This is a genomic window from Nocardiopsis oceani (genome assembly GCF_054777395.1).
In genome coordinates this window covers 76,844-101,691 of the sequence record NZ_BAAHAR010000009.1, presented here as the reverse complement: position 1 = coordinate 101,691, position 24,848 = coordinate 76,844, and the positions used below count along the sequence as shown (strand labels likewise).

Here is a 24,848-nt window from a genome sequence, read left to right as displayed (position 1 = left end):
CGACACCTCCTCGGGGACGCCCTACCTCCACGAAACGCCCCCTCGACGCAGGAGAGCCCCGGTGGCACAGCACGAACAGAACGGGTCAGGCACCGAGTCGGAGTCGCGGGACCGGGAGTCGATCTGGCGGCCGACGGACGACTCCGAGGAGTTCGGCGAGTCCGCGACCGAGGACACGTCGGGCCCGGCGGCCTCCTCTCCCACCCCCAGGGAACAGTGGTTCGGCGGTTTCGAGGGCGCGGCACCCCCGCCGCCCCCCTACGCACGGATTCCCGAGGACACACCGCCCCCGTTGCCGGGCACCGCCTTCCAGGGGCCGGCCCCCGGCGAGGAAGAGGGAGGCCTGGACGACGAGGACACCCTCGACGAACCCGAGGAGATGCGCAGCAGCACGGTGCGTCTGATGCCGGGGCCCCGCAGCCGCCCCTGGCCGCCGGAGCCGCCGAACTCGCAGCCGTGGCGTGAGGAGCGCCGACCGCAGCGCCCCGCCCGCCCCGGCGGAGAGGACCCGGACCCCCTAGGCCCTCGGAAGCTGCGCAAGGACCCGGAGGTCCCCGAACCCGAGCAGCTGCCGCCGTTGGAGGCCGACCGTGCAGAGCGCACCGAACGCCTGGGCCCGCCGTCGTCCCCGGTGGCACGCTCCGCGCCGGCGCCCGCCGACGAGGACGAGGACACGGACTTCCTCGGATCGCCGAGCCCTTGGAACAGCGGCCGTCGGGACACCGGTTCCGACGACACGCTTCCGGTGGAGCGGACCGAACCGCCCTCCGTGTCGAGCCCACCCTCCGAGGCGAACCCGCCCGCCGCCCCGAGCCAGCCGTCGTCCCTGACCGGGCCGCGCCACCCCGGACCGGCCCCCTCGCCGCGGGCCGCCACCGGGGCCGCGCCGACCCGGCGACCCGAGCAGGAGCACGGGGAGACCTCCGACTCGCTCAACGCGGCGACCTTGGTCCGCAACCGGCGTCACGGCCCGAGCACCGGATGGCGCAAGGCCGTGCACACAGCCAGCCTCGGCCTGATCAACCCGGGCGAGTCCGCGAAGGTGCTGCGCCAGCGCGAACTCGTGGCCCGGGCCTGCACCCCGGTCGCGCAGGGGCACCACCGCGTGGCAGTGCTCAGCCTCAAGGGCGGGGTGGGCAAGACCACCACCACGGTCGCCCTGGGCGCCACCCTGGCCTCCCTGCGCGGCGACCGGGTCCTCGCGGTCGACGCCAACCCGGACCGGGGCACGCTTTCGGACAAGGTGCGACTGGAGACCGCCGCGACCATCCGTGACCTGCTCAACGAGCGCCACCTGGTCTCGCGCTACGCGGACATCCGCGGGTTCACCTCGCAGGCTCCCAGCCGCCTGGAGATCCTCGCCTCCGACCGTGACCCGGCGGTCTCGGAGGCCTTCAGCGACGCGGACTACCGCGAGGTCGCCCGGATCGTCGAGCACTTCTACTCGATCTGCATCACCGACTGCGGAACGGGCCTGCTGCACGCGGCCATGCGCGGCGTTCTCGGACTCGCCGACCAGGTGGTGCTGGTGAGCTCGGCCTCCGTGGACGGGGCGCGCAGCGCGAGCGCCACCCTCGACTGGTTGGAGGCACACGGGCACGGAAACCTGGTGCAGAGCGCCGTGGTGGTGCTGTCCATGGTGCGCTCCAACAGTAAGAGCAGTGTGGACCTCAACCGGTTGGAGGAGCACTTCTCCGGACGCTGCCGCTCCGTGGTGCGGGTGCCTTGGGACGGACACCTGGAGGAGGGGGCCGAGGTGGACCTGGACCAGCTCGCGCCCGCCACCAAGGACTCCTACCTGCAGCTGGCCGCGGGTGTGGGAGAGGCGTTCGCACGCTAGGGCAAGCAGGGAGGACGGGGAGAGAGTGGCAGAAGGCTTGTGGAAGAGGGTGGTCCGGGGGATCCGAGGAATCCGCGGGAGGGGTCGATTACGCGCGGCACCGTCCGACTCTGGCTTCTCGCCGCTCGATCCCGACAATGGAGGGGAGGGGGAAGGGGAGGACATGAACGCACAGGAACGCCCGCAGACGGTCATCGTGGGGGTGGACGGCTCACCCGCCGCCCGCGCGGCCCTGGCCTGGGCGACGGCGGCGGCAGCGAGGCGCTGCGAGCAGCTCCGGATCGTCCACGGCCTCGGTACGCCGACGGTGACGGGAACCTCCCCCAACTTGAAGTCGGGGCGCGACAAGGCCGACGAGGCGGCCAGGGAGGCCGGGCACGCACTGCTCACCGAGAGCGCCGAGTACGCGCGCGAGGCGCAGCCCGGTCTGGACGTGGCCACGGTGCTGGCCCCGGAGGACGCGCCGGCGGTCCTGCTCAACGAGGCCAAGCACCGGGACATCATCGTCGTCGGTTCCCGGGGCCTGGGTGCGGTACGGGCGATCATGCTCGGTTCGGTGAGTGTGCGTGCCTCGTCGCACGCGCCCTGCCCGGTGGTCATCGTGCCGGAGGGAGAGCGGGGCCGGCACGAGGGACGGGTGGTCGTCGGTGTGGACGGCTCCGACTCCTCGCGCAGGGCCCTGCGTTTCGCCTTGGAGCACGCGCTGGCCACCGACTCCGATGTGGTGGTGGTCAACAGCTGGGAGGTACCGCTGCCGCAGGATGCGGCGTCGCTGGCGGCCGACGCCCAGTCGCTGCACGAGGAAGTCTTCGACCGCCAGTCCGAGGAGGTCGTCGCCGGTGTGCTGGCCGAGGTGATCGACGACCGGACCGAGAACCTGGACATCAGCGCCGTCCGGATGCAGGCGAACCCCGTCGAGGCCCTGCTGAAGGCCGGGGAGGACGCCGACCTCATCGTGGTGGGTTCCCGGGGGCGCGGTGGTGTCCGGGGCCTGGTGATGGGTTCGGTCAGTCAGGGCGTCCTGCACCACGCGAAGGGCGCGGTCGCCGTGCTGCCACCGCACGCCGACGAGACGGACTGAGGGACCAAAGTCGGGCGTGGTAGGGACCTTTTCACCCGTGCCGTTGCCGCATGATCCGGCTCTACTCGGTGATGATGGTGGACAGCACCAAGGGCGAACGCCCTAAGGGGGAACTATGGCAAAGCATCAGGTGCGCCCGGCCAAGGTAGTAGTGGGCGCGGACGGCTCCGACAACTCGCGTGCCGCACTGGAGTGGGCTGCGGCCGAGTCGGCGCGCCGAGGGGCTCCACTCCATGTCGTGCACGCGTTGGGCATGCCGATGATCGTGTCGGCCTACGCCGGCCCGGCACGGTTCCAACCCACCGACGAGATCTCGGACCAGGCGACCGAAGTCCTGGAGTCCGCCGTCGAGCTGATCCACGAGGCGGAGCCTTCGGTGGACGTCGAGACCTTCACGGCCCTGGAGGAGGCGCCGCTGGCGCTGATCCGGCAGAGCCATCCCGGTGACCTGATCGTCCTGGGCAGCCGGGGCATGGGCACGGTGAAGTCGATGCTCGTGGGCTCGGTCAGTGTGCGCGTGTCCGCCCAGGCCCCGTGCCCGGTCGTGGTGGTCCCCTCGGACGACCAGGGCAAACCGGCCACAACCAACCTCGACCGGATCGTCGTCGGTGTCGACGATTCCCCGACCGCCCGGAGGGCCCTGGGGCTGGCCGTGAGCATGGCCGCGGAGAGCGAGGCCGACCTCGTGGTGGTCAACAGCTGGGAGGTGCCGTACCCGTACGACCCGATAGCGATGACCGCCGCCGGCTACCAGCCGCAGGACGACGTGTTCGAGATGCAGTCAGAGAAGGTCGTCGCCGAACTCATCGCCGATGTCATGGACGACCAGCGCGAGGACATCGACGTCGAGGTCAGCGTGGTGCGTACCCAGTCCAGCCCGGTGGACGCCCTCCTGGAGGCCGCGAAGGAGGCCGACGCCATCGTCGTGGGCTCCCGGGGCCGGGGCACCGTGCGGGGCCTGCTGCTGGGCTCCGTGAGCCAGGGGGTCCTGCACCGCTCGCACATCCCGGTGGTGGTCCTCCCCAGGCACGCCGACGAGGAGTAGACGAGCAGGACACGGGGCCCGGCCGGGAGGGAGATCCGGCCAGGCCCCTTGCGCGAGTTGGATTGATTGACCTGTGGGCTCGGCGGGCGACTACCTGATCGGGTTGAGGCGCTTGCCGTCATGGGTCCGGCTGTGGGGTGCGTTCGGGGAGAGGGCATCAAGCAAGCGCACGGCGTATGCCTCGGCCATGTGCTCCGTGGCCTCGTCGGGAGCGAACCAGTTGACTGCTGTGGCCTCAGACGAAGGCTGAGCTTCGCCGTCAGCAGGCTTGCAGCGGAAGACCAGGACGACGATTCCCCGGCTCATGTTCTTGTAGACCCCGGTGAGCTGTTCCTTCCCGTGGGTCTGGTTGTGTCGGCAGGCGCGTCGCAATCCAGTGGCCAGTGGGCGACGAAGGGCCCGTTCAGGTGCTTGGGTGGCCGGACGCGTCCCACCGGTCTGGCGGCTCGGTGGTGGCCTGGTCAGTTGGGGGTCGGTGGCGCGGTCGGGTGTGGGGTGGGGTGTGGTGAGCCCCCCCTGTTGGAGGCATTGTGGGCGCCGAGTTTGCCTCCAGGGAGGGGGTTCACCGGCCCCCGGGTGCTTCTGGGCGGGGGTCGGTGTCCCGGGTGCCTCCACCGGGGGTAGCGGGCGTCCCGGGGGTGCCCCAACCGGGGTGTCTCCCAGCGGGGACGGTCCCGGTGTCCGAAACCGGCCCGGTGGTGGTGTCCGTTGCGTCCGAAACCGGTTGATCCCCGATGATCTTGCCCCTGGCTCAACCCTCGGCCGTCGAGGGTTGAGCCAGGGGCAAGATCATCGTCGGGAAGGGGGCTGAGTCCGACCGAAAGACCGGTGGGACGCGCCCGGCCATCCGCTCGCCTGCTCGGGTCCTTCGTCGCCTGCTGGTCACTGGATCGGGACGCGCTGTCCGATGATGCCGGGCGGATGGGCGGGAAGCCGGCCGGTCACGGCCGGACCGGGCGAAGCCCGGCCCTTCGGGCCGCAGGCCCGGGGCCCGAAGGGCCCCTTGGCGCCCCGACCACACGTCCCCCGTTTCCTGACTGCCGCCGACCCGCCGTCGGAGCGAAGCGGGTCAAGGTGGAGCGCCAATGACGCGCGGAGCGCTCGATGGCGACGACCTTGAGGCGCGCAGCGGAGACGGCCACCATCGGGCGGCAGGAAACGGGGAAACCACCCGCACCCAACAACAAACCCCAGCCACCCTCAGCCCCCACCCACGCGGACTCTCCCACCCACGCGGCAAGCGCCCCAAGGGCTGGGTAACCAAACCCCCTTTGTCAGTAGGCTCTGAGCCCCTGCGCACGCGGCCCCGGCACGCGGGTGAGGCCTACGAGGCCCTGCGTTTGGCGGACCGGCTGCTGAGTGAGCTCGATGCCTGCCTTCGCTCCGGGGAAGAGCCTCCGGAGCCTTGGCGGCGGTAGAAGCCACTGCATGACGCAGGCCGCCCACCGTTCCGGTGGGCGGCCTGCGCTGTGTACCGCTGCTGCGGAGGGTGTGGGATTTGAACCCACGAAGCCCCGTCAAGGACTTGGTGCTTTTCAAGAGCACTGCACTCGGCCGCTATGCGAACCCTCCTGGGGGAGAGTGACTCTCCGCCAGACATGGTAGCCCACGGCGGGGACGGGTTCGCGTGGATATCGGGGTTGCCGCGCCGCAGGGGCGGGCGGGGGTGGCGTTCGCTGGTTACTCGTGAGTAACCTGGGGGCATGGAGAAAATGGACGCCGAGACGGCGGAGATGGTCAAGTCCGGGTTCCTCGCCGCGGTTCCCTTCGCGCGGACCCTGGGCGTGACCTTCAGCGACCTGGACCAGGGGCGTGCCGTCATGCGCCTGCCCGACAACGCGGAGCACCACAACCACGTCGGCGGCCCGCACGCGGGCGCCATGTTCACGCTGGCCGAGTCGGCTTCGGGCGCCATCGTGATCGGTACCTTCGGCGACCAGCTGGAGCGGGCCGTTCCGCTGGCCGTGAGCGCCGAGATCCGCTACCTCAAGCTCGCCATGGGCGACGTCACCGCGGACGCCACCTTGGGGCGCACGCGGGACGAGATCGTCGCTGAGCTGGACGAGGGCAAGCGCCCCGAGTTCCCCGTCGACATCGAGCTGCGCACCGACGACGGCACCGTCACCGGCAAGATGACCGTCGTCTGGACGCTGCGCCCCAACCGGAAGTAACGTCGCCAGCCGGGTCGGAGCCCGGCGCACGGGCACCCCGCTCGGGCGTCCCCCCTCAACCGCCCCGGTCAGACACCCCTTCCGCCCGTCCGACCGGGGCATTCCCCTGTCTCAGGCCTTTTCACGGGGCCCACTCGGGGCCTGTCGATTGTCGGTACTGCTGGGTACGTTGACCTGGAAGCCAGTCGGGTCGACCAGGAGGCAGTGCAGTGAAACTTCGAGTGGATCGCGACGCGTTCGCGGAGGCGGTCGCATGGACCGCTCGGGCCCTGCCCACGAGGCACGCGGTCCCCGTTCTCGCGGGGATGCGGATGGAGGTCTCCGCCGACGGCAGCGCGCTGCACCTGTCCGGGTTCGACTACGAGGTCTCCACCAGGGCCTCCGTAGAGGTCCTGTCGGAGGAGCCCGGGGCGGCACTGGTGCCGGGGCGTCTGCTCGCCGAGATCGTGAACAACCTCCCCACCGGCACGGTGTCCATCGAGACCGACGGGCCGAAGGTCCTGGTCAGCGGAGGGGCTGCCAAGTTCACCCTGATCACCATGCCGCTTGAGGACTATCCGAGCCTGCCCGGGATGCCGGGCCGGATCGGCTCGGTACCGTCCGACGCCCTCACCGCCGCCGTGCGCCAGGTGACCCCCGCGGCCAGCCGGGACGACACTCTGCCGATGCTCACCGGTGCCTACCTGGACTTCTCCGGGGACACCCTGCGGGTGGTGGCCACCGACCGGTACCGGATCGCGGTGCGCGAGCTCTGGTGGCAGCCGGAGGACCCGGGGATCGACCTGTCCGCGCTCGTGCCCGCCCGCACCCTGTCCAACACGGTCCGCGGGCTGATCAACCAGAGCAACGTGGACATCGCCCTGTCCACCGTCCAGGTGGGTGAGGGGGTCAGCCTCTCGCCGGGCGAGGGCATGATCGGCTTCGAGAACGGTGAGCGCCGCAGCACCACCCGGCTGATCGACAGTGACTTCGTCAAGTACGACGCCTGGTTCCCCACCGAGTTCTCCGGACGGGCCGAGGTCGCCGTCGCTCCGCTGCTGGAGGCCGTGAAACGGGTCGCCTTGGTGGCGGACCGAAACACCCCGCTGCGGCTTGCTTTCACGGAGGGTGAGGTCGTTCTGGAGGCGGGTTCGGGCGAGGACGCCCAGGCCGTGGAGGCCATCGAGGTGGGGTACGAGGGGGAGCCGATCAGGCTGGCCTTCAAGCCCGACTACCTGGTCGACGGGCTCAACGGTGCGGGGAGCGGTACGGCCTACCTGAACTTCACCGAGCCCACGAAACCCGCGGTGTTCACCGATGTTCCGGCGAAGGAGGGCGAGGACCCGGTATTCCGCTACCTTGTCCAGCCGTTGCGTATTACTTGACCAGCGGTTTTCCCGTTCTTGGGAACGTTGCCCCCAGGGCTGTCCACAAGTTATCCACAGGCTGTTCGCAAGCCTGTGGATAACCCGGGGTGATCAGCCCTCCCGGAGGTCCGAACTGCCCCTCGAATCGACCCGAATTTCCGCTGTGACAAGGGAAAACGGTGTTGACTCGGAAACTGTGCACAGCCTGTGGACAACTCCGCGCGCAGAGCTATTCGCCCTCGGCCAGAGAGGACGCCCGGCCAGTGGTCACGGGGGTGTCCAGACCGAGCTCCGCCTGCCGCCCGCGGCGGTAACCAGCGCGGTATCCGGCGGCGCTGTGAGTGCGCTCGGGCCGGTGTTTGCGCAACTGTGGGAACTGCTTGTGGAACTCTTCGGTCACCCGGTGGACATCGTCCTTGAGTACCAACTCCGCGCCGCGTGCGGAACCCTTCTCGCCATCACCCTGAGTGACGCCCGATTCTCCGTCCGGGGAAGCCATTTCCTGTAGGCGTGCACGGAAGTCGCGAATGCGTTCGGCCACCGCCTGACCGTAGGCGCGCACGAACGAACGGTAGTAACGCTTGCGTTCGGTCTCCAGAGCGGAGCGGGTGTAGTTGCGCAGTTCCCGGATATCGGCCACGTGGGCGGAACTCATGAACTTCGCCGAGGCCTCCATCTGCATGGAGATCGACGGCATCAGCATGCGCAGGGCGTCCAGTGCGTCGACGGTCCCCACCAGGATGATGGTGCGCTCGGTGTTCTCGGAGTTGTTTCCCCGGACCGCCGACTGGCACCCGTAAGCGGCGGCGATGTCGGCCAGCGCACGGACCCGGGCCTTTCCGTGGCCGCCCACCCCCGCAACGGTGTAGTCCATGCGGCTGATCGCGTCCGGTTCCTCGCCTCTTTCGGCGCGGGCCTCAGCCTCGGCGATCGCGTGGCGGGTCATCAGCTCGGCGGCCTTGGCGGTGAACGCCTGGCTCTCGGCATCAGTAACCGCGGGGTCCTCCGCCATGCGAAGGAGCCCGCGGACCCGCTCGACCATCTTCTGACGAGCAGCTTCAGTCATCGGCGCCGGTTGTCTCCCGTAGGTGAGGTGTAGTCCGTCCATCCGCTCCAAGGCGGAAAACATCGAGCCTAAGCCCTCTTGTTCCCCACCTTCATCACGGTGGCGCCGATCACCAACCGAATCACCTAGCTCTTGTTGCCGGCGACCATCGCGATGACACCGATGATGACCCAGAGGACCAGGCCCACGCCCAGGCCGGCGAAGGCCGCGGTGAACAGCCCGCTGAAGATCGCGAAGCTGCCGACCACCGAGGCGATGTAGCTCATGACGGCGGCACCGCCACCACCGAGCAGCGCCGGGGCGGTCGCGTAACGGAACGGGTAGTTGGCGGCCCAACGGCGGCCCCGGCGGTCACCCTTGCTGCTCAGCACCCCGCCGATCCCGCCGATCAGGGCGAAGAAGAAGATGCCGGTGGTCACCGCGCCGGGGATTCCGGCCATGCCGAAGTTGGTCAGGAAGGAGAGGGCGCCGGCGACCGAACCGCCCACGATGGATGCCCCCCACGGCCAGATCATCGTCGCCGAGGCGACGGGAGTGAATGCGTTACCGCGCTCCAGCGTCATGTTCACAGCTCCAGTCGAATCGCGTGGCGCCCACTCATCGCAGGGCCGTTCCCTTCAGCATGCAATACCAGGGCTGCGCACACATCAGGGCACGTCCCTGACTTACCCCCTAGGAGGGTCCCCGGCACCTGGCATCGGGTACCGGTACGAACTATCCCAGAGGTGCGCACGTTGTCCCTCCTCTGGTCTCAACGATCAACCGGCCTGGGAAGTGCCCCGGGTGTCGGGGTTTGCCGCCTCTCCGGCGCCGACCGAATCGGACCGCAGCCCGGCGTGCAGGTGCGGCCAGGACGCGCGGAAGGCGGGGAGCAGGGGAAGCGTCTCAGCGGTGCTGGCCGGGACCCATCGGATCTCCTTGCTCTCCGCGTTGCCGGGGCGGAACGGGGCCAGGTTCGGGATCCGGAGCAGGAAGGTGTCGTAGCGCCACACCGTCAGGTCCTGCTCGTGGCTGCCCAGGACGGTGTAGTCTCCGAGGTCGCCCGCGACCTCCTCGCGGAACTCGCGCACGGCGGCTTCCAGCGGGCTCTCGTCCCGGTTGCGGGCGCCGCCGGGGATGCCCCAGGTGCCGCCCATGTGGGTCCAGCCCGCCCGGTGCTGCAGCAGCACGTGACCGGAACCGGTCATGTCGGTGGCGTACAACAGCAGCCCGGCGGCACCGTACAGCCCCCACCTCTTGGAGCCGTCAGCCAGTTCCACCCAGCCGTTTCCGTCGCCCTCCTGCATCAAGCTCCTCCAACCTGAGCGGTTGCTCGCGTCCGACGATCAAGGGTCCGGCCACCCGCCTGCCTGTGGACAACCGAAAAACGAGTGGGACATTCCCGCTAATCTCTTGAACCTATGGCCCGTATGACCTCTTCCGCAGCCTTCCTTCCCGTCTACGCGCTCGACCTCGCCCGGCGCCACTGGGCTCCCCTGCTGTGCGTCTACACCGCCGGGATGCTCCTGCACACCCTGCTCATGCGCGGTCTGGTGGCTTTCATCGACGTGAACCCGGCCCTTTCCCTCGCGGGGCTCGGGCTCACGCTGCTCGTCACGCTGGTCACCTTCGTCCTCATGTTCCAGCTGCTCAGGCCGGGACTCCGGCTGGTCGACACCGAACTGGGGTCCGAGGTCGTCCGGCGGAACAAGCGGAGCGGGTTCGCGGAGGGCGAGCGACGGGTGGTCGACGGGGTGGCGCTGGCCATCCTGCCGTTCCTGATCTTCTACGGGGCCTGGGGGTTGATCGAGGAGGAGTACAACACCTACAGCATCAGCCTGCTGAACACCGCGGGTGTGGAGGCCTTCGCGGCCCCGACCGAACTCACCTGGTTCGGCCTGCCCCTGGTCATCGCGTTGCTCGCCTGGGTCCTGCGCCGCGTCTGCGGCCACTTCTACAACAGCGGACGCAACCCGGTGCTGGGCATCCTCACCGCGCTCTTCGAGGGCGTGTGGATGTTCATGGTGATCTTCTCGCTCGGTGCCATGATCGGCCTCGCCCAGGACTGGATGTCGGCCCGTGTCGCCTGGGTGGCGGTCGAGACCGCCTACACCAACAGTCTCGACGGGCTCGGTGAGCTCATCAACGTCCCCGAGTTCGCCGCCGGGGTGACCGCCGCGCTCGCGGCCGTGTGGACCGCGGTCAAGGAGGGCTTCCTCGGCCCGATGCTGTGGCTCACCATCACCGCCGTGGTCTACAGGGCCCAGATCGACGACCAGGAAGCGCTCTTCGACCAGCGCCGGCACGGACGCTTCGGGACCGCGGTGGCAGGAGCGGCGCGCCTGAGCAGGCTGTTCGGCCGCAATGCCGCCTCCGGCCTCCGGGAGCAGTTCCTCCCCTGCGTGAACGCGGTCCGCTTCGTGTTCCGCTCCGGTCCGGTGTTCTACCTGTCCTTCTGCGTGTTCTTCGTGCTCCTGGACCTGATCTTCAGCCTGTTGAACCGTGGCGTGTTCGTCCTGCTCGGACCCGGCCGGTTCCAGGGCGAGCTGTGGCCGTGGCTGCAGCCGGTCGACTTCGCCGTCGAGGCCCTGCACATGCTGATGCGCCTGTGCCTGCTGGCCGCGGCCTTCGAGATCGCGCTGCGCCGGGCGGAGGGGAACAGCACCGGCCGACGCGTGTGGCAGGTGGCCGGGCACGCCCTACGGCGACCAGCGGCGGGCCAGCGCCGCCACCGGGGCTGAACGGGAAGGAGCCCGGGGAAGGGGCGGACGGCCGCGGGGGCGCCGCGGCCTGACGCAGCCGTTCACGGTGGCTTACTCCATGGGCTCGGCCTCGAAAAGCAGCGCTTCCGGGCTGGGCCCCTCCTCGCTGTCGGAGGTGGCCACGGTGACCTCGAAGCGCAGCTCTTCCGCCACGTCCTCGGGGACCAGGAACGACAGCACCAAGGTCTGTTCGGAGCCCGGTGCGATGGCCTGGCCCTCGCCGTCGGCACAACCGCCCATGGTCGAACCGGGATCGTCGGCCAGGCTGCGCATGCTGTACTCGGGGACCGGTTCCCAGGAGCGGCCGTCCTCGTCCACCGCCTTGAAACGGCAGTACGACTGCAGCAGTGCGCTGGCGTCCTCGTCGTCGGGGGTGACGCGGAAGCCCGCGTCGACGAGCTCGACCCCGTCCGGCGGGGGCGGGTTGCCCTCCAGGTACCCGGTGAGGTACCCGAGCATGTGCCACTCGCTTCCGGCGAGGGTGGCGGTCTCCTCCGACACGGGCTCAGCCTCCGGGGGGATGAGCCCGTGTTCCCGGCCCTCGTTGAGCTCCGTCCAGTAGGGCCAGCCGAGCATGACCGGCAGGAGCACCAGCAGAGCCGCCACGTACGGCAGGTGCAGGCGTTTCCACAGGGGGCGCACGTGCCGGAGACCGCTTGTGCTCGGGGGTTCGGTACGGCGCCGTCGCCCCCGGCCGGACCGGGTGGCCTCGGCGGCGGGGTGCTGGGGCTGCTGGTTCGGCGGCCGGTGCCAGTGCTGTCCGGGCGGTCCGTAGCCCTGTTGGCCAGGGGGCACCGGGGATGCGGGAGGCCCCTGCGGTGGTTGCTGGGGCGGGCCCTGTTGCGGGTGCGCGCCCGGTGGCGGCCCTTGTGGCGGCCCCGGGGGCTGGGAGGGCGGGGGCGCCTGAGGCGGCGGAGGGCCCTGAGCTGGCGGAGGACCTTGAGGCGGCTGCCAGGGAGCTTGTCCGGGGTGCCACCCCTGGGGCCGCGGCCCGTAGGGGTCATTCGGACGCATGGGTGTCCTCCCCGGTCTGGATCTCCGGCGGGAGCAGGGCGACGGGCTCGTCGGAGGGTTCGGTGGCGGCCAGGCCCAAGTCGATCGAGGCCTGGGCGCCCAGACGGCCGTCGTAGCCCTCGGCGTGCGTCACCACCAGGGCGGGCTCGTCGATCTGCTCGACGGGGACCTCGAAGACGAAGGCGCCCTGCAGGGGGAGTCCGGGGGACAGGGACTCACGGTCGAGGGTGTCGGTGAACCAACCGCGCTCGAAGTAGGTGGTGCCGTCCGCCATCTGGAGCTCGGCGGGGAACGCGTCGATGGTGGTGTGTGCGGCCGTGAGACGCGCCCAGACGACCAACCAGGCGCCATTGGCCTCCACGGTCTCACCGCCCTCGCCGAGGCCGCTGGGGACCGACAGGGAGCTGGTGAGGTCGACCTCGGCGACTTCGACGGTGAAGTCGTCGGTGCTCACTGCCTCGTTCGCGTCGCCGGAGGTGGTGATCGGCCCGACCGCGTCCTCATCGCTGACGACGAAGTACTGGAGGACGGGGATGAGGGCGATCATGGCCAGGCAGACCAGCACGGAGAGGGCTCGGTTCACGGTCCGGCCTCCTCGAGCGGCACGGAGACGGAACCCACGAGGCCGTCGTCGGCCACCCACAGGATGCCCCCGCCGCCGCGGGCCTCGATCCGTTCGATCTCGTGCACCGCCACCCGCACGTCGTCCACCTCGTCCGGCGCCATCCCGTCCGGCAGGGGCCAGGAGATGATCGCGTCCTCTTCGAACATGTGCGGCTGCAGGTGGGACACGTATCCCTCCGGCATGCGCTGGAAGAGGAGGTCGGGGTCCTCGAGGGCGTCGTCGGAGGGCCCGATGTGCGCCACGGCCGATTCGATCGCGTCGAAGGTCCCGACCGGACGCTCGGACCCGTGCATCTCGATGTCCGCCCGGACCTGCAGGAAGTCGTCGGACTCGTCGGAGACCACCCGGGCCTCGTGCGGGGCGATGCGGATCAGGTCGTTGGCCAACTCAGTCCCGGCCGGTTCGGGATCGGCGAGCGCGTCGGCCTTTTCCAGTCCCCCGAACACGGCCACGACGAGCACACCGAGCGCCAAGACCGCACCGACCGCGGACAGGACCGCGGCGCGCGCTAGGGGACTCCCGAGGAGGGTGGGCCGATTGGGGACGTCGGCCTCGCTGACATGGTGAACCACGAGGCCGAAGTGTAGGCGGAAAGCGGGCGAAGCGGATCGCGATCACCTCTGAAGACCGGCTGGTGGCCGGAAGAGGCCAGGTCAAATCTTATGGTTCGGCCGCGGCCCGCCCTTTCGACGCCGATGGTGTTCAGTGTGAGGCCGCCCGGGTAACTTCTCGTCCCGAACCCCGCTTCCGAAAGCGTTCAGGGCTTCCCCTTGTGTTCCGGCAACGGAGTCCCGAAGAACCGCTCGGGCGTGTTCGTGTAGTTACCTGAAGTGTTGACTGCGGCCCGTGGCCGCCCCGATAAGGCCAGGAGTCAACAATGGGTAGCGGCGCTACGACCTTGGGTTTCTTGTGGTTGCTGAAAGCCGGTTGAAAGCAGAGCGCAAGAGAATCTCTCTAGTGTGATGCACGTTCGACGCGATCGGTCTCCACGAGAGGACGGCTCGTGGTCCCATCCGGTCCGACGTTCGTTGGACACATGCCACCCGTGGCGTAGCTGAGGCGGCAGCGCCGCGGGTGGCCGGTCCGCCGGAAGGCGGTGAGTCCTGATGATGCTTCGTAGACGACGTAGGGCAACATTGCGGCTCTACACGAGTGCTGTACGCAAAGGAGTTCGAGTGCCGAAGATGCTGACCGTGGACGAGCAGTTCGAGGCGATCATCGCCGGAGCCGAGATCACGGCGAAGATGAGCCCCCTGCGCGACCCCGACGGCGGCGAGCAGCCTGCCCCTTCCGAGGAGAAGCCCGCCGAGTCCGCTCCGGCCGAGGAGAAGTCCGGCGACGACAAGTGACTTCTCCGTAAGGTAGTCCAGCGGTCACTCCGAGTGTCCCCGTGGAGGGTGATGCTCGGAGCCGTTGGCATGCCATGATTCCACTTCACGGTCCATTCCCCTTGCTAGGGTGGCTGCTTGTGGAATTCGGAGTGCTTGGCCCCATCACCGTCTGGTCCGATGGCAGACCGATTCCGGTCGGCGGACCACGCCAGCGCTGTGTACTAGGTGCGCTATTGGTGCACTTAGGGCGGGAGGTCACCGTTGACCAGATCATCGGTTATCTCTGGAGTGATGATCCCCCGCGCACAGCGCGTTCGGTTATTCAGGTCCAAGTCTCGCACCTGCGCCGTATTATTCCAGGAAGTATCTCCACGACCCAGGGCGGTTACGTTCTGGATGTCGATCCGGAGAGCGTTGATCTGCACCGATTCCGCAGCCTAAGGAGGCGCGCGGCCGACAGTGATCCGGAAGCCGCTGTCGAGTTGCTGGACCAGGCGCTGCGGTGCTGGCGTGGTGCCCCCTTCTCTGGGGTTGGTTCCGAGTACCTTGACCACTCAGTTGTCACCCCTTTGGTCGAGGAACGCTGGTCCGTCGTCATCGCCTGGGCGACGCATGCCATGGATCTCCGTCGTTACGGCGATGTGGCCTCAGTCCTGAGCCCGCTCGTCAGCGAGCAACCGTTCGGGGAGCGGTTGCACCATCTGCTCATCTCCGCGCTGTGGCGAGACAATGAGCGGGCCAGGGCGCTGGCGGTGTACGAGGAGTTCAGATCCAGGCTCGCGGAGGAGCTCGGCGTCGACCCCGGGCCGGAGCTCGTCGGTCTGCACACCCGGATCCTCCAAGAGGACGCTGGGGAGGTTTCGAGGGAGAACCCAGCCAGCGCGTCGCTTGCGGACTCCGCTGGTCCCTACCTGGTCCGCAATGACCTTCCCCGTGACTTGACCGACTTCACCGGTCGCCAGGAGTCGTTGGAGAAGCTGCAGGAACTGGCCTTCTCCGACGAGCAGCGGGCCAAGGTTTGTGTCATTACCGGTTCGGGTGGCGAGGGTAAGACGACGACTGCGGTTCGGTTCGGACACGAGTTCGCCAAGAAATACCCCGACGGCCAACTGTTCATCGACCTCTACGGATACACGTCGAACAGGGAGCCGCTCGACGCGGCCTCCGCACTCGGTGTCCTGCTGCGTGCCGTGGGGGTCGAGCCAAGGGCTGTACCCGAGTCCTTGGAGGAGCGGTCAGCACTGTGGCGAGCGACCCTCATGGGGCGCAAGGCACTCCTCATCTTGGACAACGCGGCGAGCTACGCTCAGGTGAGCCCGTTGTTGTTGTCCTCCCCCGGGTCGATCACCCTCATCACGACCCGCAATGAGTTGTCCGGGCTCAGTGGTGCCCGTTTCATCTCGCTCGGTATGTTCGATGAAAGGTCATCACTGGAACTCCTGGGGCGAGTTCTGGGGGATGAGAAAGTACGGAACGAACTTGGCCAGGCGCGCGAGATCACACGTATATGCGGTGGTCTTCCGCTCGCCTTGCGGGTGATCGCCGGTCGAATGCTCAGCCGCCCCAGGTGGTCGTTCGCGCACGTGGCCAGGAGGCTCGGAGAGAGGGACCGAAAACTCCACGAACTGCGTGTCGAAGGCCAGAGCGTCGAGTCGGCTATCGATCTTTCCTTCCAGAGTCTCAACCCCGAACAGCGCCGGGCCTTTCTTCTGCTGGGATTGATGATCGGGCACACCATCGACCTTGCCGGTGCCTCGTCTCTGCTTGGAACGTCGATGGAGGACGCAGATGACACGCTCCAAGAGCTCGTCGGCGTCTGCCTGCTGGATGAACCGCAGGGGGACGTCTACGGTCTGCACGATCTGATCCGGGTTTTCGCGCATAAGCGTGCGGTCGAGGAGTTCGGGCACGACGAGTCCGCGAGGGCCAGGTCCCGCCTGGCGGAGTACTATCTGTCCACGGCTCAGCACGCCGCAGAGCTCCTAGGCCCGCGCGTACATGGTGACGACTCGGACAGTCTGAGCTCCAGGTACCGAACGGATATCTCCGGCGCCGAGGGTGCGGAGAAGTGGTTCTCGCTGCATCAGGAAAATCTGACTGATGCGATCGAACACTTCGCTTCACACGACAACGGTGAACATGCGTGGCGCATGGCTGACGCCGTATGGCGCTTCTATGCACTGCGTGGACAGATGGGCCTGCTGGTCAGCTCGCAGGAGCGGGCGCTCCAGATAAGTGACAAGCAGGGAAACCACCGTGGGCGCGCCGTGATGCTGATTGGTCTCGGAATCGCCCACTACATATCGGGCCGTTTCGATGACGCGCTCAATTTCCTCACGGAAGCTCGTGATCTACTGGAAGAAATCGGTGACTCGAAGGGTACCATTCGTGCCCTGGCTAATTTGGGTATGGTCTATGAGAGAGTCGGCCGTTTCTCTGATTCAATGGTGGCGATCCGGGGCGTCCTGGATCGTTCCGCTGAAATCGGCAACGTCAGAGTGGAAGCGCAGCAGTGGGGAAACCTCGCCGTGCTGCATCAGACGATCGGTGAACACGAAAACGCGCTTCGCTGTGGCCAGCAGGCAATACTGAAGTCGGGCGGGGAGGAACAGAGCGAGGTCAGGGCGAGGGTCAAGCGCGTGACGGGGGAAGCCAGGATTGGGCTAGGAAACCTCCCGCTCGCGTTCCAGGACCTGCGCGAAGCGTTGGAATTCTCCATCAAGCTGCGGCTCGTGGGCAACCAGATCTACGTTCACAATTCTCTCGGACTGGCATACCGGTCGGCGGAGTGTTGGGAAGAGGCAATCGAGTCCCACAACGAGGCCTTGGCTCTCGCGGAAAAGTCGGGGGACCGTAGCGGGGACTCTGAAATCCTCACTGACCTGGGAATGACTTATGCGGCTGCCTCCCGCTCTGACGAGGCTGTAGAGGTGCTCAAGAGAGCCAGGGATATCGCGAGTGAGCGCGGCGAGGCATACATGTTGGCCCGCGCCTCACTCGCGCTTGGGCGGCTTCCCGAACCCGTCGTTGAGGCCATGCACTCCAGAGAGCTGCTCACAGAGGCACTGCGGACCTTCGAGGAGCTCGGGCTGCCCGAAGTTCAGCAGGCCAGGGAGGCTCTGGCGGCTATCTGACCCCGCCGGACCGCTTGGGTTTCCTGGACCGTGACTTCGACGCCGTCCAGCCGCCGTTCCGGCGCATCGAGCGCAGGTAGAACCGGGCGGGCAGCGTGCGCACTGCCCTTGGTAGCTTCGGATACACCTTGCGGGTGAGGCGCATAAGCCGGTCGAACCGGCGCTCGTGGGCCTCCGACCAGGGGATCCCGAAATCCCTCCGCAGTTCCGGGCTCAGCAGGCCCCCGCTGAGGAAGCGCTGGGTCAGGGTGAGCGGCCACAGCAGCCGGTTGTTCGGGCGGAAGAGCTCCTGGGCCAGGCGATGGGCCTCCGGGCTGACTTCCAAACGCGCGTGGGCACCTTCCCAGTAGGCGTCGAACTCCGATGGGCTCTGCGGCCACTCCTCCGGAGGCAATCCGAGGGCGGTGGCGTACACCGCAGCCTCGCGCAGGAGCTCGGCGTGCTCCTCCTCGGAGAGCTCGGCGACGGTCAGCTCGTAGAGGCGCACAGCGGTCTGGTACAGAGTCGCGGCGACCCACAGCAGCAGTTCGGGGTCGAGGGCGTTGTACCCGGGGCCCCGTACCTTGCGGTGCATGGCGCGCACGATGGCCTGGACGCGTTCGCGCTCCTCCTCGGTGCCGTGCGCTGTCCCGTAGACGTAGTACAGGGTGCCGCGCAGCCGGTCGAGGGGGCGGGAGGCGAAATCGCTGTGCTCGGCCACGCCCCGGGCGACGCTGGGGTGCGCTATCTGCAGCAGGACCGCACGTCCCGCCCCGGCGAGGAGGCAGGCCTCCGCGTTGATCCGCCGGAGCGGGGATTGGTCGGACGATCGTCCCATGCCTGGATCGTATGACAGCGTCCGCGAGCGCGCACTGCAACACACACCTACTCGACCGCGCACCCACCGGAGGGCATCTCCACCTCACCGCCCCTACCGGACGGTGGCCGACACGGCCCGGAGCAGTCCTGGACGTACCAAGGCGTCGGTGCTGTCGACGTACTGGTCGACTGCGCCCACCGGAGGCCTGCCGACAAGCACGGGGTCCTTGATCCGTTCCAGGAGCGCCTCCGTGTACCTCGTGGCGTCCAGCACCGGGAACGGCCGGGAGTGGAAGGAACGGGGCTCGGGCGACAGTGCTTCCGCGAGTCCGGTCCGGTTCTGCCACGCGGCCACCAGCCGGTAGGCCTCGGCCAGGTCCTGCTTCGGGTCCGCGGAGGTCAGCGCCCGGCGCAGCACCGGGGCCACCTCCGACGCCTCCGGCAGTGCGGAGAAGGCCGACCCCAGCCACTTGGAGTAGGGCGGGTAGCGGCGGGCCAGCAGCAGGCACAGCCGCATGAGGTCGCGGACGAGCCGGGCGGTGGCCACCCGTTCGCCGAGCTCGTCGCCGACCTCAGCGCAGCGGCCCACGAACGGTTCCTCCTGGGCGATCCGCTGCCACTGGCAGGCCAGCACGTGTCGCCAGACGTCGTCCGGGTACCAGGCCAGGTTCCGGCGGGCGGCCGTGAGTTCCCCGGTGCCGTCATGGAAAACCGCGCCGCCCACCGCTCCGGCCAGCCGCTGGGTCGGGGTGGCCAGCCAGTCGGAGGTGCTCACACCGGAGCGCGGGTCGAATCCCAGTTCCGCGACGAACCACGCTCCGGGTTCGACGGCGTCTACGAGGTGCCGCCCTCCAACGCCGCCGGTGAGCTGGTGCACCCCGGGGTCGTCCGGTACCGGGGCGAACCGGGTGGGCCAGCCGCGGATCCGCTGGGGCAGCTTTTCCGCCAACTGGTCGGAGACCCGCTCGTGGCCTTCGGAGAGGAACAGCTGGAGGCGCGGCCCCCAGTCGTGGTCGGTGGAGCGCTCGGTGTCCAGGCCCAGCACCTCCGAACCCGCTCCCACCAGCGCCGCCGCGTGCGGCACTCCGCCCAGCAGCGGGGCCACGGCCTCCTCGTACAGGGCGCGGGACAGTTCGACCCCGGGGAGGAATCGGGGCCGTCCCCCGTCAGGCTGGTACGGGGGCGGTTCCACGCCGGGCGGGAACGGGGGCGGTTCGGTCATCGGTGTCGGCCTCTCCTCGCTGGTGCCGGGCCAGGCCCGGCCGGCCGGTCGGAACCCCGTTCTCCCATGCGTGGCGCGGCCCGTCCACGGGTTTTCCCGCGCCCTCACGTGCCCACCGGGCAGGGAATTCCCTCCTGGGTCGGAGGTAAGGGAAATATGTCCTTTCGGTGAGGTCTGGCCGGAAACTCCGCGGGTCGACCTCTTGGTCTAGTCCTCTTCCCGACAGACCGGTCGCCCAGGAGCCGGGCATCGGTCCAGTTCCGCGCGCTCCGGACCGGGACAGCCGACCAGTACCGGTGCCGGAACTCCACCGCCTGGGCCCGCGCACTGGTACGGGAACCACTCCACTCCCACCGGTAACAGGGGTCTTGACGGCGGGTAACCCGCTCTTTACCGTCATCGGAACTGGGTGGACGGACTTTCCCGGAAACCAAGGGACAGTTCCCGGACCCCGTCCGGGACTCACGGAAATAACCGGCCGTGAGCCTGCACCCGCCCGCCCTGGACCGGAAACGGTTCGGGTCATCCCGCTACGGCCTTCCGAGGTCGTGACCCACAGAAGGGCTCTGTTCATGAGCATTCGCAGCAAGATCCGCTCCACCGCGGCCGTCGCCGCCGGTACCGCCCTGGCCTTCACCATGATGCCGGCCGGCACCGCCAGCGCCCACGGTTACGTCTCCGACCCGCCCAGCCGCCAGGCCCAGTGTGCGGAGGGCACCGTCGAGTGCGGTCCCATCCAGTACGAGCCGCAGAGCGTCGAGGGCCCCAAGGGCCTGATGAGCTGCTCCGGAGGCAACGAAGCCTTCTCCGAGCTGGACGACGACGACTACGGCTGGGACGTCACCCCGGTCAGCAGCACCGCCGCCTTCGACTGGACGATCACCGCCGCCCACGCCACCACCACGTGGGAGTACTTCATCGACGGCGAACTGGTCGACAGCTTCGACGAGGGCGGCGCGCAGCCGCCGTTCAGCTTCACCCACGACGTCGACCTGTCCGGCTACAGCGGTGAGCAGACGGTGCTCGCCCGCTGGAACGTCGCCGACACCGACATGGCCTTCTACGTCTGCGTCGACGTCGACATCAGCTAACCATCCCCTCCGGGCGCCTGAGCGCGCCGAGGGCGTGTTCGGTGGACGGCTGGTTCCCGCACGCGCCCGAGCCCCGGTCCGGCCTCGCCAGCCGGCCCGGGGCGCCTCACGTGGTCGGTACCCGGTCGTCGGTCGACACAGCGCGTGCGCTCTTCGAAGGCCCGTGCGTAGCGCAGCACCTCCACGTCCCGGTAGTGGTCCACGGCCATCTGGAACCCGACCGGGAGCCCCGTCGGGGTGAACCCGGCCGGTACCGCCAGCACGGGCAGTCCCGTGGCCGACAGCACACAGGCCGAACGCATCCAGTCCAGGTAGGTCGTGGATTCCACGCCGTCGACCGCGGCGGGGTAGCGCAGCCGGGCGTCGAAGGGCACGACCTGGGCGGCCGGGCTGAGGAAGAGGTCGTAGCGCGAGTAGAAGTCCCGGACGGCGGCGGCGAGCCGGGTCCGCGCCTCGGTGGCGTCGATGATCTGCCGCGCGTCCAGGTCCCATCCCGCCTCCACGTTCCACACCACCTCGGGCTTGATGAGGTCTCGGTGCTCGCGCACCAGGGGGCCGAGCCCGGCGGCGAAGTCGATGGCGCGGGTGGTCCGGAAGACCCCGTCCGCCCCGGTGAGGTCGGGAGCGGCCTCCTCCACGACGGCTCCGGCGTCCTCGAACACGCTCAGCTGCCGGTTCAGCACCTCCAGGACCTCGGGGTCCACGGGAACACCGAGCCCGAAGCCCGGACTCCAGCCGATCCGTACGCCTTGTAGGCCACCGGTTGCGGGCGCGGCGAAGTCGGCACCGGTCAGCGGGGCGGGAGGCAGGACCCGGTCCGAGGGACCGGCGACCGCGGACATGAACAGCGAGATGTCGGATACCTCGCGGGCCATGGGCCCGGTGCGGCCGAGCCAGGCCCAGTCGTTGTTGAACGCGGGCGCGGGCAGTACCCCGTAGGACGGGCGGAAGCCGACCACGTTGCAGAACGACGCCGGGATGCGGAGCGACCCTCCCACGTCCGACCCCTCGCCGAGCGGCTGGATGCCGGCGGCGAGGGCCGCGGCCAGCCCGCCCGAGGAGCCGCCAGCGCTGCGTTCGGTGGCATAGGGGTTGGTCGTGGTGCCGAAGACCTCGTTGAAGGTGTGCGACCCGGCCCCGAACTCCGGCACGTTGGACTTCCCGGTGGCGATGGCGCCGGCCTGGCGCAGCCGGGCGATGACCAGATCGTCCTCGACGGGGACGTGCTCGGCGAAGACCGGGGATCCGCTGGTGCTGCGCATGCCGGCCACCGCGTGGGTGTCCTTGTGGGTCATCGGCAGCCCGTGCAGGGGCGGCAGCTCGGCCTCGGAAAGAGTGCGCCGGTCGGCCGCGTCCGCGGCAGCGAGGGCCTGTTCGGGTTCCACGGTGACCACGGCGTTGATCGCCGGGTTCACCGCCTCGATCTGTGCCAAGTGCGCGGTGACGGCCTCCCTGGCGGAGACCTCCCTGCGCCGGATCGCGCGGACCAGGGCCGCCGCTGACATCTGTTGGATCTCGTCCATGGTCGCTTGTGCCCCTTTCGCCGCTCCGGTGGAGGTGTTCAACCCATCCAAGTGACTTGGACGATCACGACGCGCTCACCTCGGACCTCAGTGAGGTAGGTCAGCATGAGCCTCTCATGTTGCTCGGTGCGGACACCCGGCATGGTTCCGGAGAGGGCGCCGCCCTCCAGGAAGACCATGGATTCGCGGACCGCGATCTCCGCAGCCAGTGCGGTTACCGCGCGAACAGCCCCTTCCGGCAGGTCATCGAGGAGAGTGTCGGGGTCGTGTTCCCAGTGCCGGTCGGAACCACGCTGTTCTCTTCGCCTGCCTGGGTGAAAGCGCCTTGTATCTCGTCGAAGAAATCGCTGGGGCGGGACGGTGCGACCGTTGCCAGTGCCTGTCGGAGCTCGGGGAGTCTCTGCGGGGGCTGCGGGATGAGCGCGTTCGCGTCGTCGGCAGGCGAAATGGTCATCTGAACCTCCCGAGGTCCCGGTAACGCAAAATGCCCGGCAAGGAATGAACCTTACCGGGCATCTGCCTCTGTCGGGGTGGCGGGATTTGAACCCACGACCTCTTCGTCCCGAAGGAATCCAAAGCCCCTGGTCAGCAACTTGCATGATGCTCTGACCTGCGATTTCTGTTCGCGGATGTTCGCGGTTGTTCGGGCACGAACGCGCGTTCTGACGCACGGTTGACGCACGCAGCTTCCCCCGTATCGAGAGAGAGCTTGGGCCGGTATGCTCCTTCAAGACGCGTCTGTAGGCGCGACTCAGGTACACAGAACCCCCGCGCCCGATGACGGCACGGGGGTTCTGTGGTGTCCAGCGGCGGCCGCTCACTAGTCGGCCAGCGGACCCCGCTTCACGTCTGCGAGGAACGCCGTCCACTCGCCGCGCGGGAACGAGATGTGGCCAGCTTCGCGGTGCTTCGTGTCTCGGATCGCGCCGGCTGCACCGGGCATGAGCGAGCATTCGACGCAGTCTTGGTTGTGGTTGCTGTAGGACGCTTTTTCGAACTCAGGTGTCAACATTTTTAATCGCTTTCTTCGGACAGGATGTCCTCGATGAAACGGGCGCTCTGCACTGTGCTGAGAGCAGCGCCTTGCAGCTCGCCGAAGGTCGCCGTGTAGCGCTCCAACTCGGCTTCGGTCTCCTCGAAGACGCCGCTGGCCACGCTATCGGTGTAGGCGATCGGCGCATCCAGCGGATCGGGGAAGTCCAGGAGGGTGAAGCTCATCCCCAACGACGCGTGCGGGCCGGCGGAGAACGGCAGCACCTGGATGTCGATATTCGGCAACTGGCCGATCCGCAAGAGGTACTCGAACTGACCTGTCATCACCGACCGGTCGCCCATCGGACGGCGTAGCGCGGCCTCGTCGATGACGGCCACCAGCCGCGGCGGTGCCTCGTACCTCGTCAGGATTTCGCGGCGCTCCATGCGAGCGTCGACCTGGCGCTTGATCTTGTCGGGAGAGGTGTACCGGCCGCCGAGGAACACGCCTTCGGCGTACTCGGGCGTCTGTAGAAGCCCCGGGACGATCGCGACCTGATACGTGCGGATCAGGTTTGCCTCGGTCTCGAAGTCCGGAAGGCTCTCGGCGCCGAACACATCCCGGTACTTCCACCACCAACCCTTCTGTTTGGCATCGCGCGCGAGCTGATGGAGCGCTTCCCGCTGCTCGTTCTCCTCGACGTTGTAGAGGGCCAGCAACGAGTCAAGGTCGCCGGGCTTGACCGTCTTCAGCTCCGAGGTCTCCAACTTGCCGACCTTGGCCTTCGCCCAGCCGAGGCGCTCGCTGACGTGAGCCATCGTCAGACCAGCGTCATCACGAAGACGTCGCAGGTGCCGCCCGAGGCGTCGACGCCGAACGGACGGCGAGTAGGTGGGGTTCGCGCGTGCCATAGACGTATCGTACCTCCGCACGTAAATCGTAGAGTCTCTCTTTTGGGGTTGTGCTACTCGGTGTTTCTGGCGCATGATGTCGACACCTGAGTATTGCTCCTACAGACAGCGGACAGGAGAAGATCCCTAATGTCCGGTTTCATGGAAGGAACCCCCGGCCGAACTCCCCAAACGCGCGGTGTCTCACCCCTGGGCAGGCCCCGAAACGCTTCCCGCGTCCGCCCCTATCTCTGCACCCACTGGGCGGTGGTCGAGTGATGGAGATGTTCGCCTTGGACGACCAGAGAGACGTCATTCTCACGACCGACGCCGTCCTGGCTGACGGACGAGAGCTGACCGGCGACGAGATCGGCGAGCTGATGAAGCAGCTCGAGCCGCTTCGGCTCGACACCTTGTGGCGTGAGCTCCAGCGTCACTACCCGCTCGGCTCATGGGTGAGTGTCGTCAACAGCAAGCGCACCGAGCCTGACGTGGTCATCGGCTACAAGCGGGGCCGTCCCGGCGATGCCGGCCACATGCTGATGATCCGCACGCACCGAGGCGTCGAGCTTCGCGTGCCCGTGGACGAGGCATATGCGGTGCTCCCACCGAGGGAGGGGCGGCGATGATCCGGCTGTTCCTCTGCCTCCTCGGCGCCGTCCTTCGGCCCGTTCGACCCGACGTCCGTTCTCGACCTGCACCGAGCGCGGCCGTCCCGCCCATTCCTCGCCAGGCGCGCCGAACTCTGAACGCCGACGCCGACCTGATCGCGCGCGACCACCCCGACTGGCGAGTGCTGGTCCTCCCGGCGCGCTTCGGCCTCTACTACGTCGCCGCCCGTGGTGCCCACGTCGTGCGCGCCCACTGTCCCGACGAGGCTCGCCGCCGCATTCGCGAAATCGACGAGGAGCCTCCCCCGGCGCTGGTTCGCCCCTACGTCTACGGGAGGTGGTGACC

At 68.4% G+C, this 24,848-nt stretch carries 25 protein-coding genes and 1 tRNA gene; 11 read left to right on the top strand and 15 right to left on the bottom strand.

Annotated features, from left to right (window positions below; all coding sequences use genetic code 11):
- Positions 1 to 61 precede the first annotated feature (61 nt).
- The 3 genes from ACYVDG_RS07000 to ACYVDG_RS06990 all read left to right on the top strand — a co-directional run bounded on the left by ACYVDG_RS07000 (position 62) and on the right by ACYVDG_RS06990 (position 3,966).
- A complete protein-coding gene (locus ACYVDG_RS07000) occupies positions 62 to 1,840 on the top strand; it encodes a MinD/ParA family ATP-binding protein (protein WP_460747538.1) in 1,779 nt (592 codons plus the stop codon).
- A gap of 163 nt (positions 1,841 to 2,003) precedes the next feature.
- Positions 2,004 to 2,921, top strand: a complete 918-nt coding sequence (locus tag ACYVDG_RS06995) for a universal stress protein (RefSeq protein WP_460747537.1) — start codon at positions 2,004 to 2,006, stop codon at positions 2,919 to 2,921.
- Between the two features lie 115 nt (positions 2,922 to 3,036).
- Positions 3,037 to 3,966, top strand: a complete 930-nt coding sequence (locus ACYVDG_RS06990) for a universal stress protein (RefSeq protein WP_460747536.1) — start codon at positions 3,037 to 3,039, stop codon at positions 3,964 to 3,966.
- Between the two features lie 90 nt (positions 3,967 to 4,056).
- Here the strand turns inward: ACYVDG_RS06990 and ACYVDG_RS06985 are convergent, their stop codons facing one another.
- Both ACYVDG_RS06985 and ACYVDG_RS06980 read right to left on the bottom strand, forming a co-directional pair.
- On the bottom strand, positions 4,057 to 4,272 hold the full coding sequence (locus tag ACYVDG_RS06985; protein ID WP_460747535.1) for an NUDIX hydrolase: 216 nt from the start codon (positions 4,270 to 4,272) through the stop codon (positions 4,057 to 4,059).
- A 1,177-nt stretch (positions 4,273 to 5,449) separates the two neighbouring features.
- A tRNA-Ser gene (locus tag ACYVDG_RS06980) sits at positions 5,450 to 5,538 on the bottom strand.
- 140 nt (positions 5,539 to 5,678) lie between these two features.
- On the opposite strand from ACYVDG_RS06980, the gene ACYVDG_RS06975 reads away from it, so the two are divergent.
- Both ACYVDG_RS06975 and dnaN read left to right on the top strand, forming a co-directional pair.
- The gene (locus tag ACYVDG_RS06975; RefSeq protein WP_460747616.1) at positions 5,679 to 6,137 is read left to right on the top strand and encodes a DUF4442 domain-containing protein; all 459 of its coding nucleotides are present in this window, start codon (positions 5,679 to 5,681) and stop codon (positions 6,135 to 6,137) included.
- A 221-nt stretch (positions 6,138 to 6,358) separates the two neighbouring features.
- Entirely contained in the window at positions 6,359 to 7,501 is a 1,143-nt protein-coding gene (dnaN, locus tag ACYVDG_RS06970) for a DNA polymerase III subunit beta (protein ID WP_460747615.1), read from the top strand.
- A gap of 211 nt (positions 7,502 to 7,712) precedes the next feature.
- Here dnaN and ACYVDG_RS06965 read toward each other — a convergent pair whose 3' ends face one another.
- The 3 genes from ACYVDG_RS06965 to ACYVDG_RS06955 form a co-directional block, all read right to left on the bottom strand.
- The gene (locus ACYVDG_RS06965) at positions 7,713 to 8,525 is read right to left on the bottom strand and encodes a DUF2786 domain-containing protein (RefSeq protein ID WP_460747614.1); all 813 of its coding nucleotides are present in this window, start codon (positions 8,523 to 8,525) and stop codon (positions 7,713 to 7,715) included.
- A 149-nt stretch (positions 8,526 to 8,674) separates the two neighbouring features.
- Positions 8,675 to 9,112, bottom strand: coding sequence for a hypothetical protein (locus tag ACYVDG_RS06960; protein ID WP_460747534.1), 438 nt, complete (start codon positions 9,110 to 9,112; stop codon positions 8,675 to 8,677).
- 195 nt (positions 9,113 to 9,307) lie between these two features.
- On the bottom strand, positions 9,308 to 9,835 hold the full coding sequence (locus tag ACYVDG_RS06955; protein ID WP_460747533.1) for an NUDIX hydrolase: 528 nt from the start codon (positions 9,833 to 9,835) through the stop codon (positions 9,308 to 9,310).
- A gap of 123 nt (positions 9,836 to 9,958) precedes the next feature.
- On the opposite strand from ACYVDG_RS06955, the gene ACYVDG_RS06950 reads away from it, so the two are divergent.
- Positions 9,959 to 11,269: a hypothetical protein gene (locus ACYVDG_RS06950; protein WP_460747532.1), complete on the top strand. Its 1,311-nt coding sequence runs from the start codon at positions 9,959 to 9,961 to the stop codon at positions 11,267 to 11,269.
- Between the two features lie 72 nt (positions 11,270 to 11,341).
- Here ACYVDG_RS06950 and ACYVDG_RS06945 read toward each other — a convergent pair whose 3' ends face one another.
- The 3 genes from ACYVDG_RS06945 to ACYVDG_RS06935 all read right to left on the bottom strand — a co-directional run bounded on the left by ACYVDG_RS06945 (position 11,342) and on the right by ACYVDG_RS06935 (position 13,501).
- Positions 11,342 to 11,932 carry a hypothetical protein gene (locus tag ACYVDG_RS06945; protein WP_460747531.1) on the bottom strand — a complete coding sequence of 197 codons (591 nt, stop codon included), beginning with the start codon at positions 11,930 to 11,932 and terminating at the stop codon, positions 11,342 to 11,344.
- A 358-nt stretch (positions 11,933 to 12,290) separates the two neighbouring features.
- Positions 12,291 to 12,887 (bottom strand): DUF4352 domain-containing protein, encoded by a 597-nt coding sequence (locus tag ACYVDG_RS06940; protein WP_460747530.1) that lies wholly within the window; start codon positions 12,885 to 12,887, stop codon positions 12,291 to 12,293.
- Positions 12,884 to 13,501 carry a hypothetical protein gene (locus tag ACYVDG_RS06935; protein ID WP_460747529.1) on the bottom strand — a complete coding sequence of 206 codons (618 nt, stop codon included), beginning with the start codon at positions 13,499 to 13,501 and terminating at the stop codon, positions 12,884 to 12,886. Before ACYVDG_RS06935 ends, ACYVDG_RS06940 begins: the two co-directional genes overlap by 4 nt.
- A 603-nt stretch (positions 13,502 to 14,104) precedes the next feature.
- On the opposite strand from ACYVDG_RS06935, the gene ACYVDG_RS06930 reads away from it, so the two are divergent.
- Positions 14,105 to 14,278, top strand: coding sequence for a hypothetical protein (locus tag ACYVDG_RS06930; RefSeq protein WP_460747618.1), 174 nt, complete (start codon positions 14,105 to 14,107; stop codon positions 14,276 to 14,278).
- Between the two features lie 74 nt (positions 14,279 to 14,352).
- Positions 14,353 to 17,394, top strand: coding sequence for an AfsR/SARP family transcriptional regulator (locus ACYVDG_RS06925; RefSeq protein ID WP_460747528.1), 3,042 nt, complete (start codon positions 14,353 to 14,355; stop codon positions 17,392 to 17,394).
- Here ACYVDG_RS06925 and ACYVDG_RS06920 read toward each other — a convergent pair.
- Together ACYVDG_RS06920 and ACYVDG_RS06915 are read right to left on the bottom strand one after the other, a co-directional pair.
- Complete coding sequence (locus tag ACYVDG_RS06920; protein ID WP_460747527.1) at positions 17,387 to 18,211, bottom strand: oxygenase MpaB family protein; 825 nt, start codon at positions 18,209 to 18,211, stop codon at positions 17,387 to 17,389. The genes ACYVDG_RS06925 and ACYVDG_RS06920 overlap by 8 nt on opposite strands.
- A 93-nt stretch (positions 18,212 to 18,304) precedes the next feature.
- Positions 18,305 to 19,414 carry a DUF4037 domain-containing protein gene (locus ACYVDG_RS06915; protein WP_460747526.1) on the bottom strand — a complete coding sequence of 370 codons (1,110 nt, stop codon included), beginning with the start codon at positions 19,412 to 19,414 and terminating at the stop codon, positions 18,305 to 18,307.
- 572 nt (positions 19,415 to 19,986) lie between these two features.
- Here ACYVDG_RS06915 and ACYVDG_RS06910 point away from each other — a divergent pair.
- Positions 19,987 to 20,505, top strand: coding sequence for a lytic polysaccharide monooxygenase auxiliary activity family 9 protein (locus ACYVDG_RS06910; protein WP_460747525.1), 519 nt, complete (start codon positions 19,987 to 19,989; stop codon positions 20,503 to 20,505).
- Here ACYVDG_RS06910 and ACYVDG_RS06905 read toward each other — a convergent pair.
- The 5 genes from ACYVDG_RS06905 to ACYVDG_RS06885 all read right to left on the bottom strand — a co-directional run bounded on the left by ACYVDG_RS06905 (position 20,502) and on the right by ACYVDG_RS06885 (position 23,912).
- Positions 20,502 to 22,028 carry an amidase gene (locus ACYVDG_RS06905; protein ID WP_460747523.1) on the bottom strand — a complete coding sequence of 509 codons (1,527 nt, stop codon included), beginning with the start codon at positions 22,026 to 22,028 and terminating at the stop codon, positions 20,502 to 20,504. The genes ACYVDG_RS06910 and ACYVDG_RS06905 overlap by 4 nt on opposite strands.
- A 38-nt stretch (positions 22,029 to 22,066) precedes the next feature.
- Positions 22,067 to 22,207: a hypothetical protein gene (locus ACYVDG_RS06900; RefSeq protein WP_460747522.1), complete on the bottom strand. Its 141-nt coding sequence runs from the start codon at positions 22,205 to 22,207 to the stop codon at positions 22,067 to 22,069.
- 35 nt (positions 22,208 to 22,242) lie between these two features.
- Positions 22,243 to 22,482, bottom strand: coding sequence for a hypothetical protein (locus ACYVDG_RS06895; RefSeq protein ID WP_460747520.1), 240 nt, complete (start codon positions 22,480 to 22,482; stop codon positions 22,243 to 22,245).
- Between the two features lie 366 nt (positions 22,483 to 22,848).
- Positions 22,849 to 23,040, bottom strand: coding sequence for a DUF397 domain-containing protein (locus ACYVDG_RS06890; RefSeq protein ID WP_460747519.1), 192 nt, complete (start codon positions 23,038 to 23,040; stop codon positions 22,849 to 22,851).
- Positions 23,041 to 23,042: 2 nt separating this feature from the next.
- Positions 23,043 to 23,912 (bottom strand): helix-turn-helix domain-containing protein, encoded by an 870-nt coding sequence (locus tag ACYVDG_RS06885; RefSeq protein WP_460747518.1) that lies wholly within the window; start codon positions 23,910 to 23,912, stop codon positions 23,043 to 23,045.
- A gap of 263 nt (positions 23,913 to 24,175) precedes the next feature.
- On the opposite strand from ACYVDG_RS06885, the gene ACYVDG_RS06880 reads away from it, so the two are divergent.
- Together ACYVDG_RS06880 and ACYVDG_RS06875 are read left to right on the top strand one after the other, a co-directional pair.
- Positions 24,176 to 24,520: a hypothetical protein gene (locus ACYVDG_RS06880; RefSeq protein ID WP_460747613.1), complete on the top strand. Its 345-nt coding sequence runs from the start codon at positions 24,176 to 24,178 to the stop codon at positions 24,518 to 24,520.
- Positions 24,517 to 24,846 (top strand): hypothetical protein, encoded by a 330-nt coding sequence (locus ACYVDG_RS06875; RefSeq protein WP_460747517.1) that lies wholly within the window; start codon positions 24,517 to 24,519, stop codon positions 24,844 to 24,846. Before ACYVDG_RS06880 ends, ACYVDG_RS06875 begins: the two co-directional genes overlap by 4 nt.
- Positions 24,847 to 24,848: the final 2 nt, after the last annotated feature.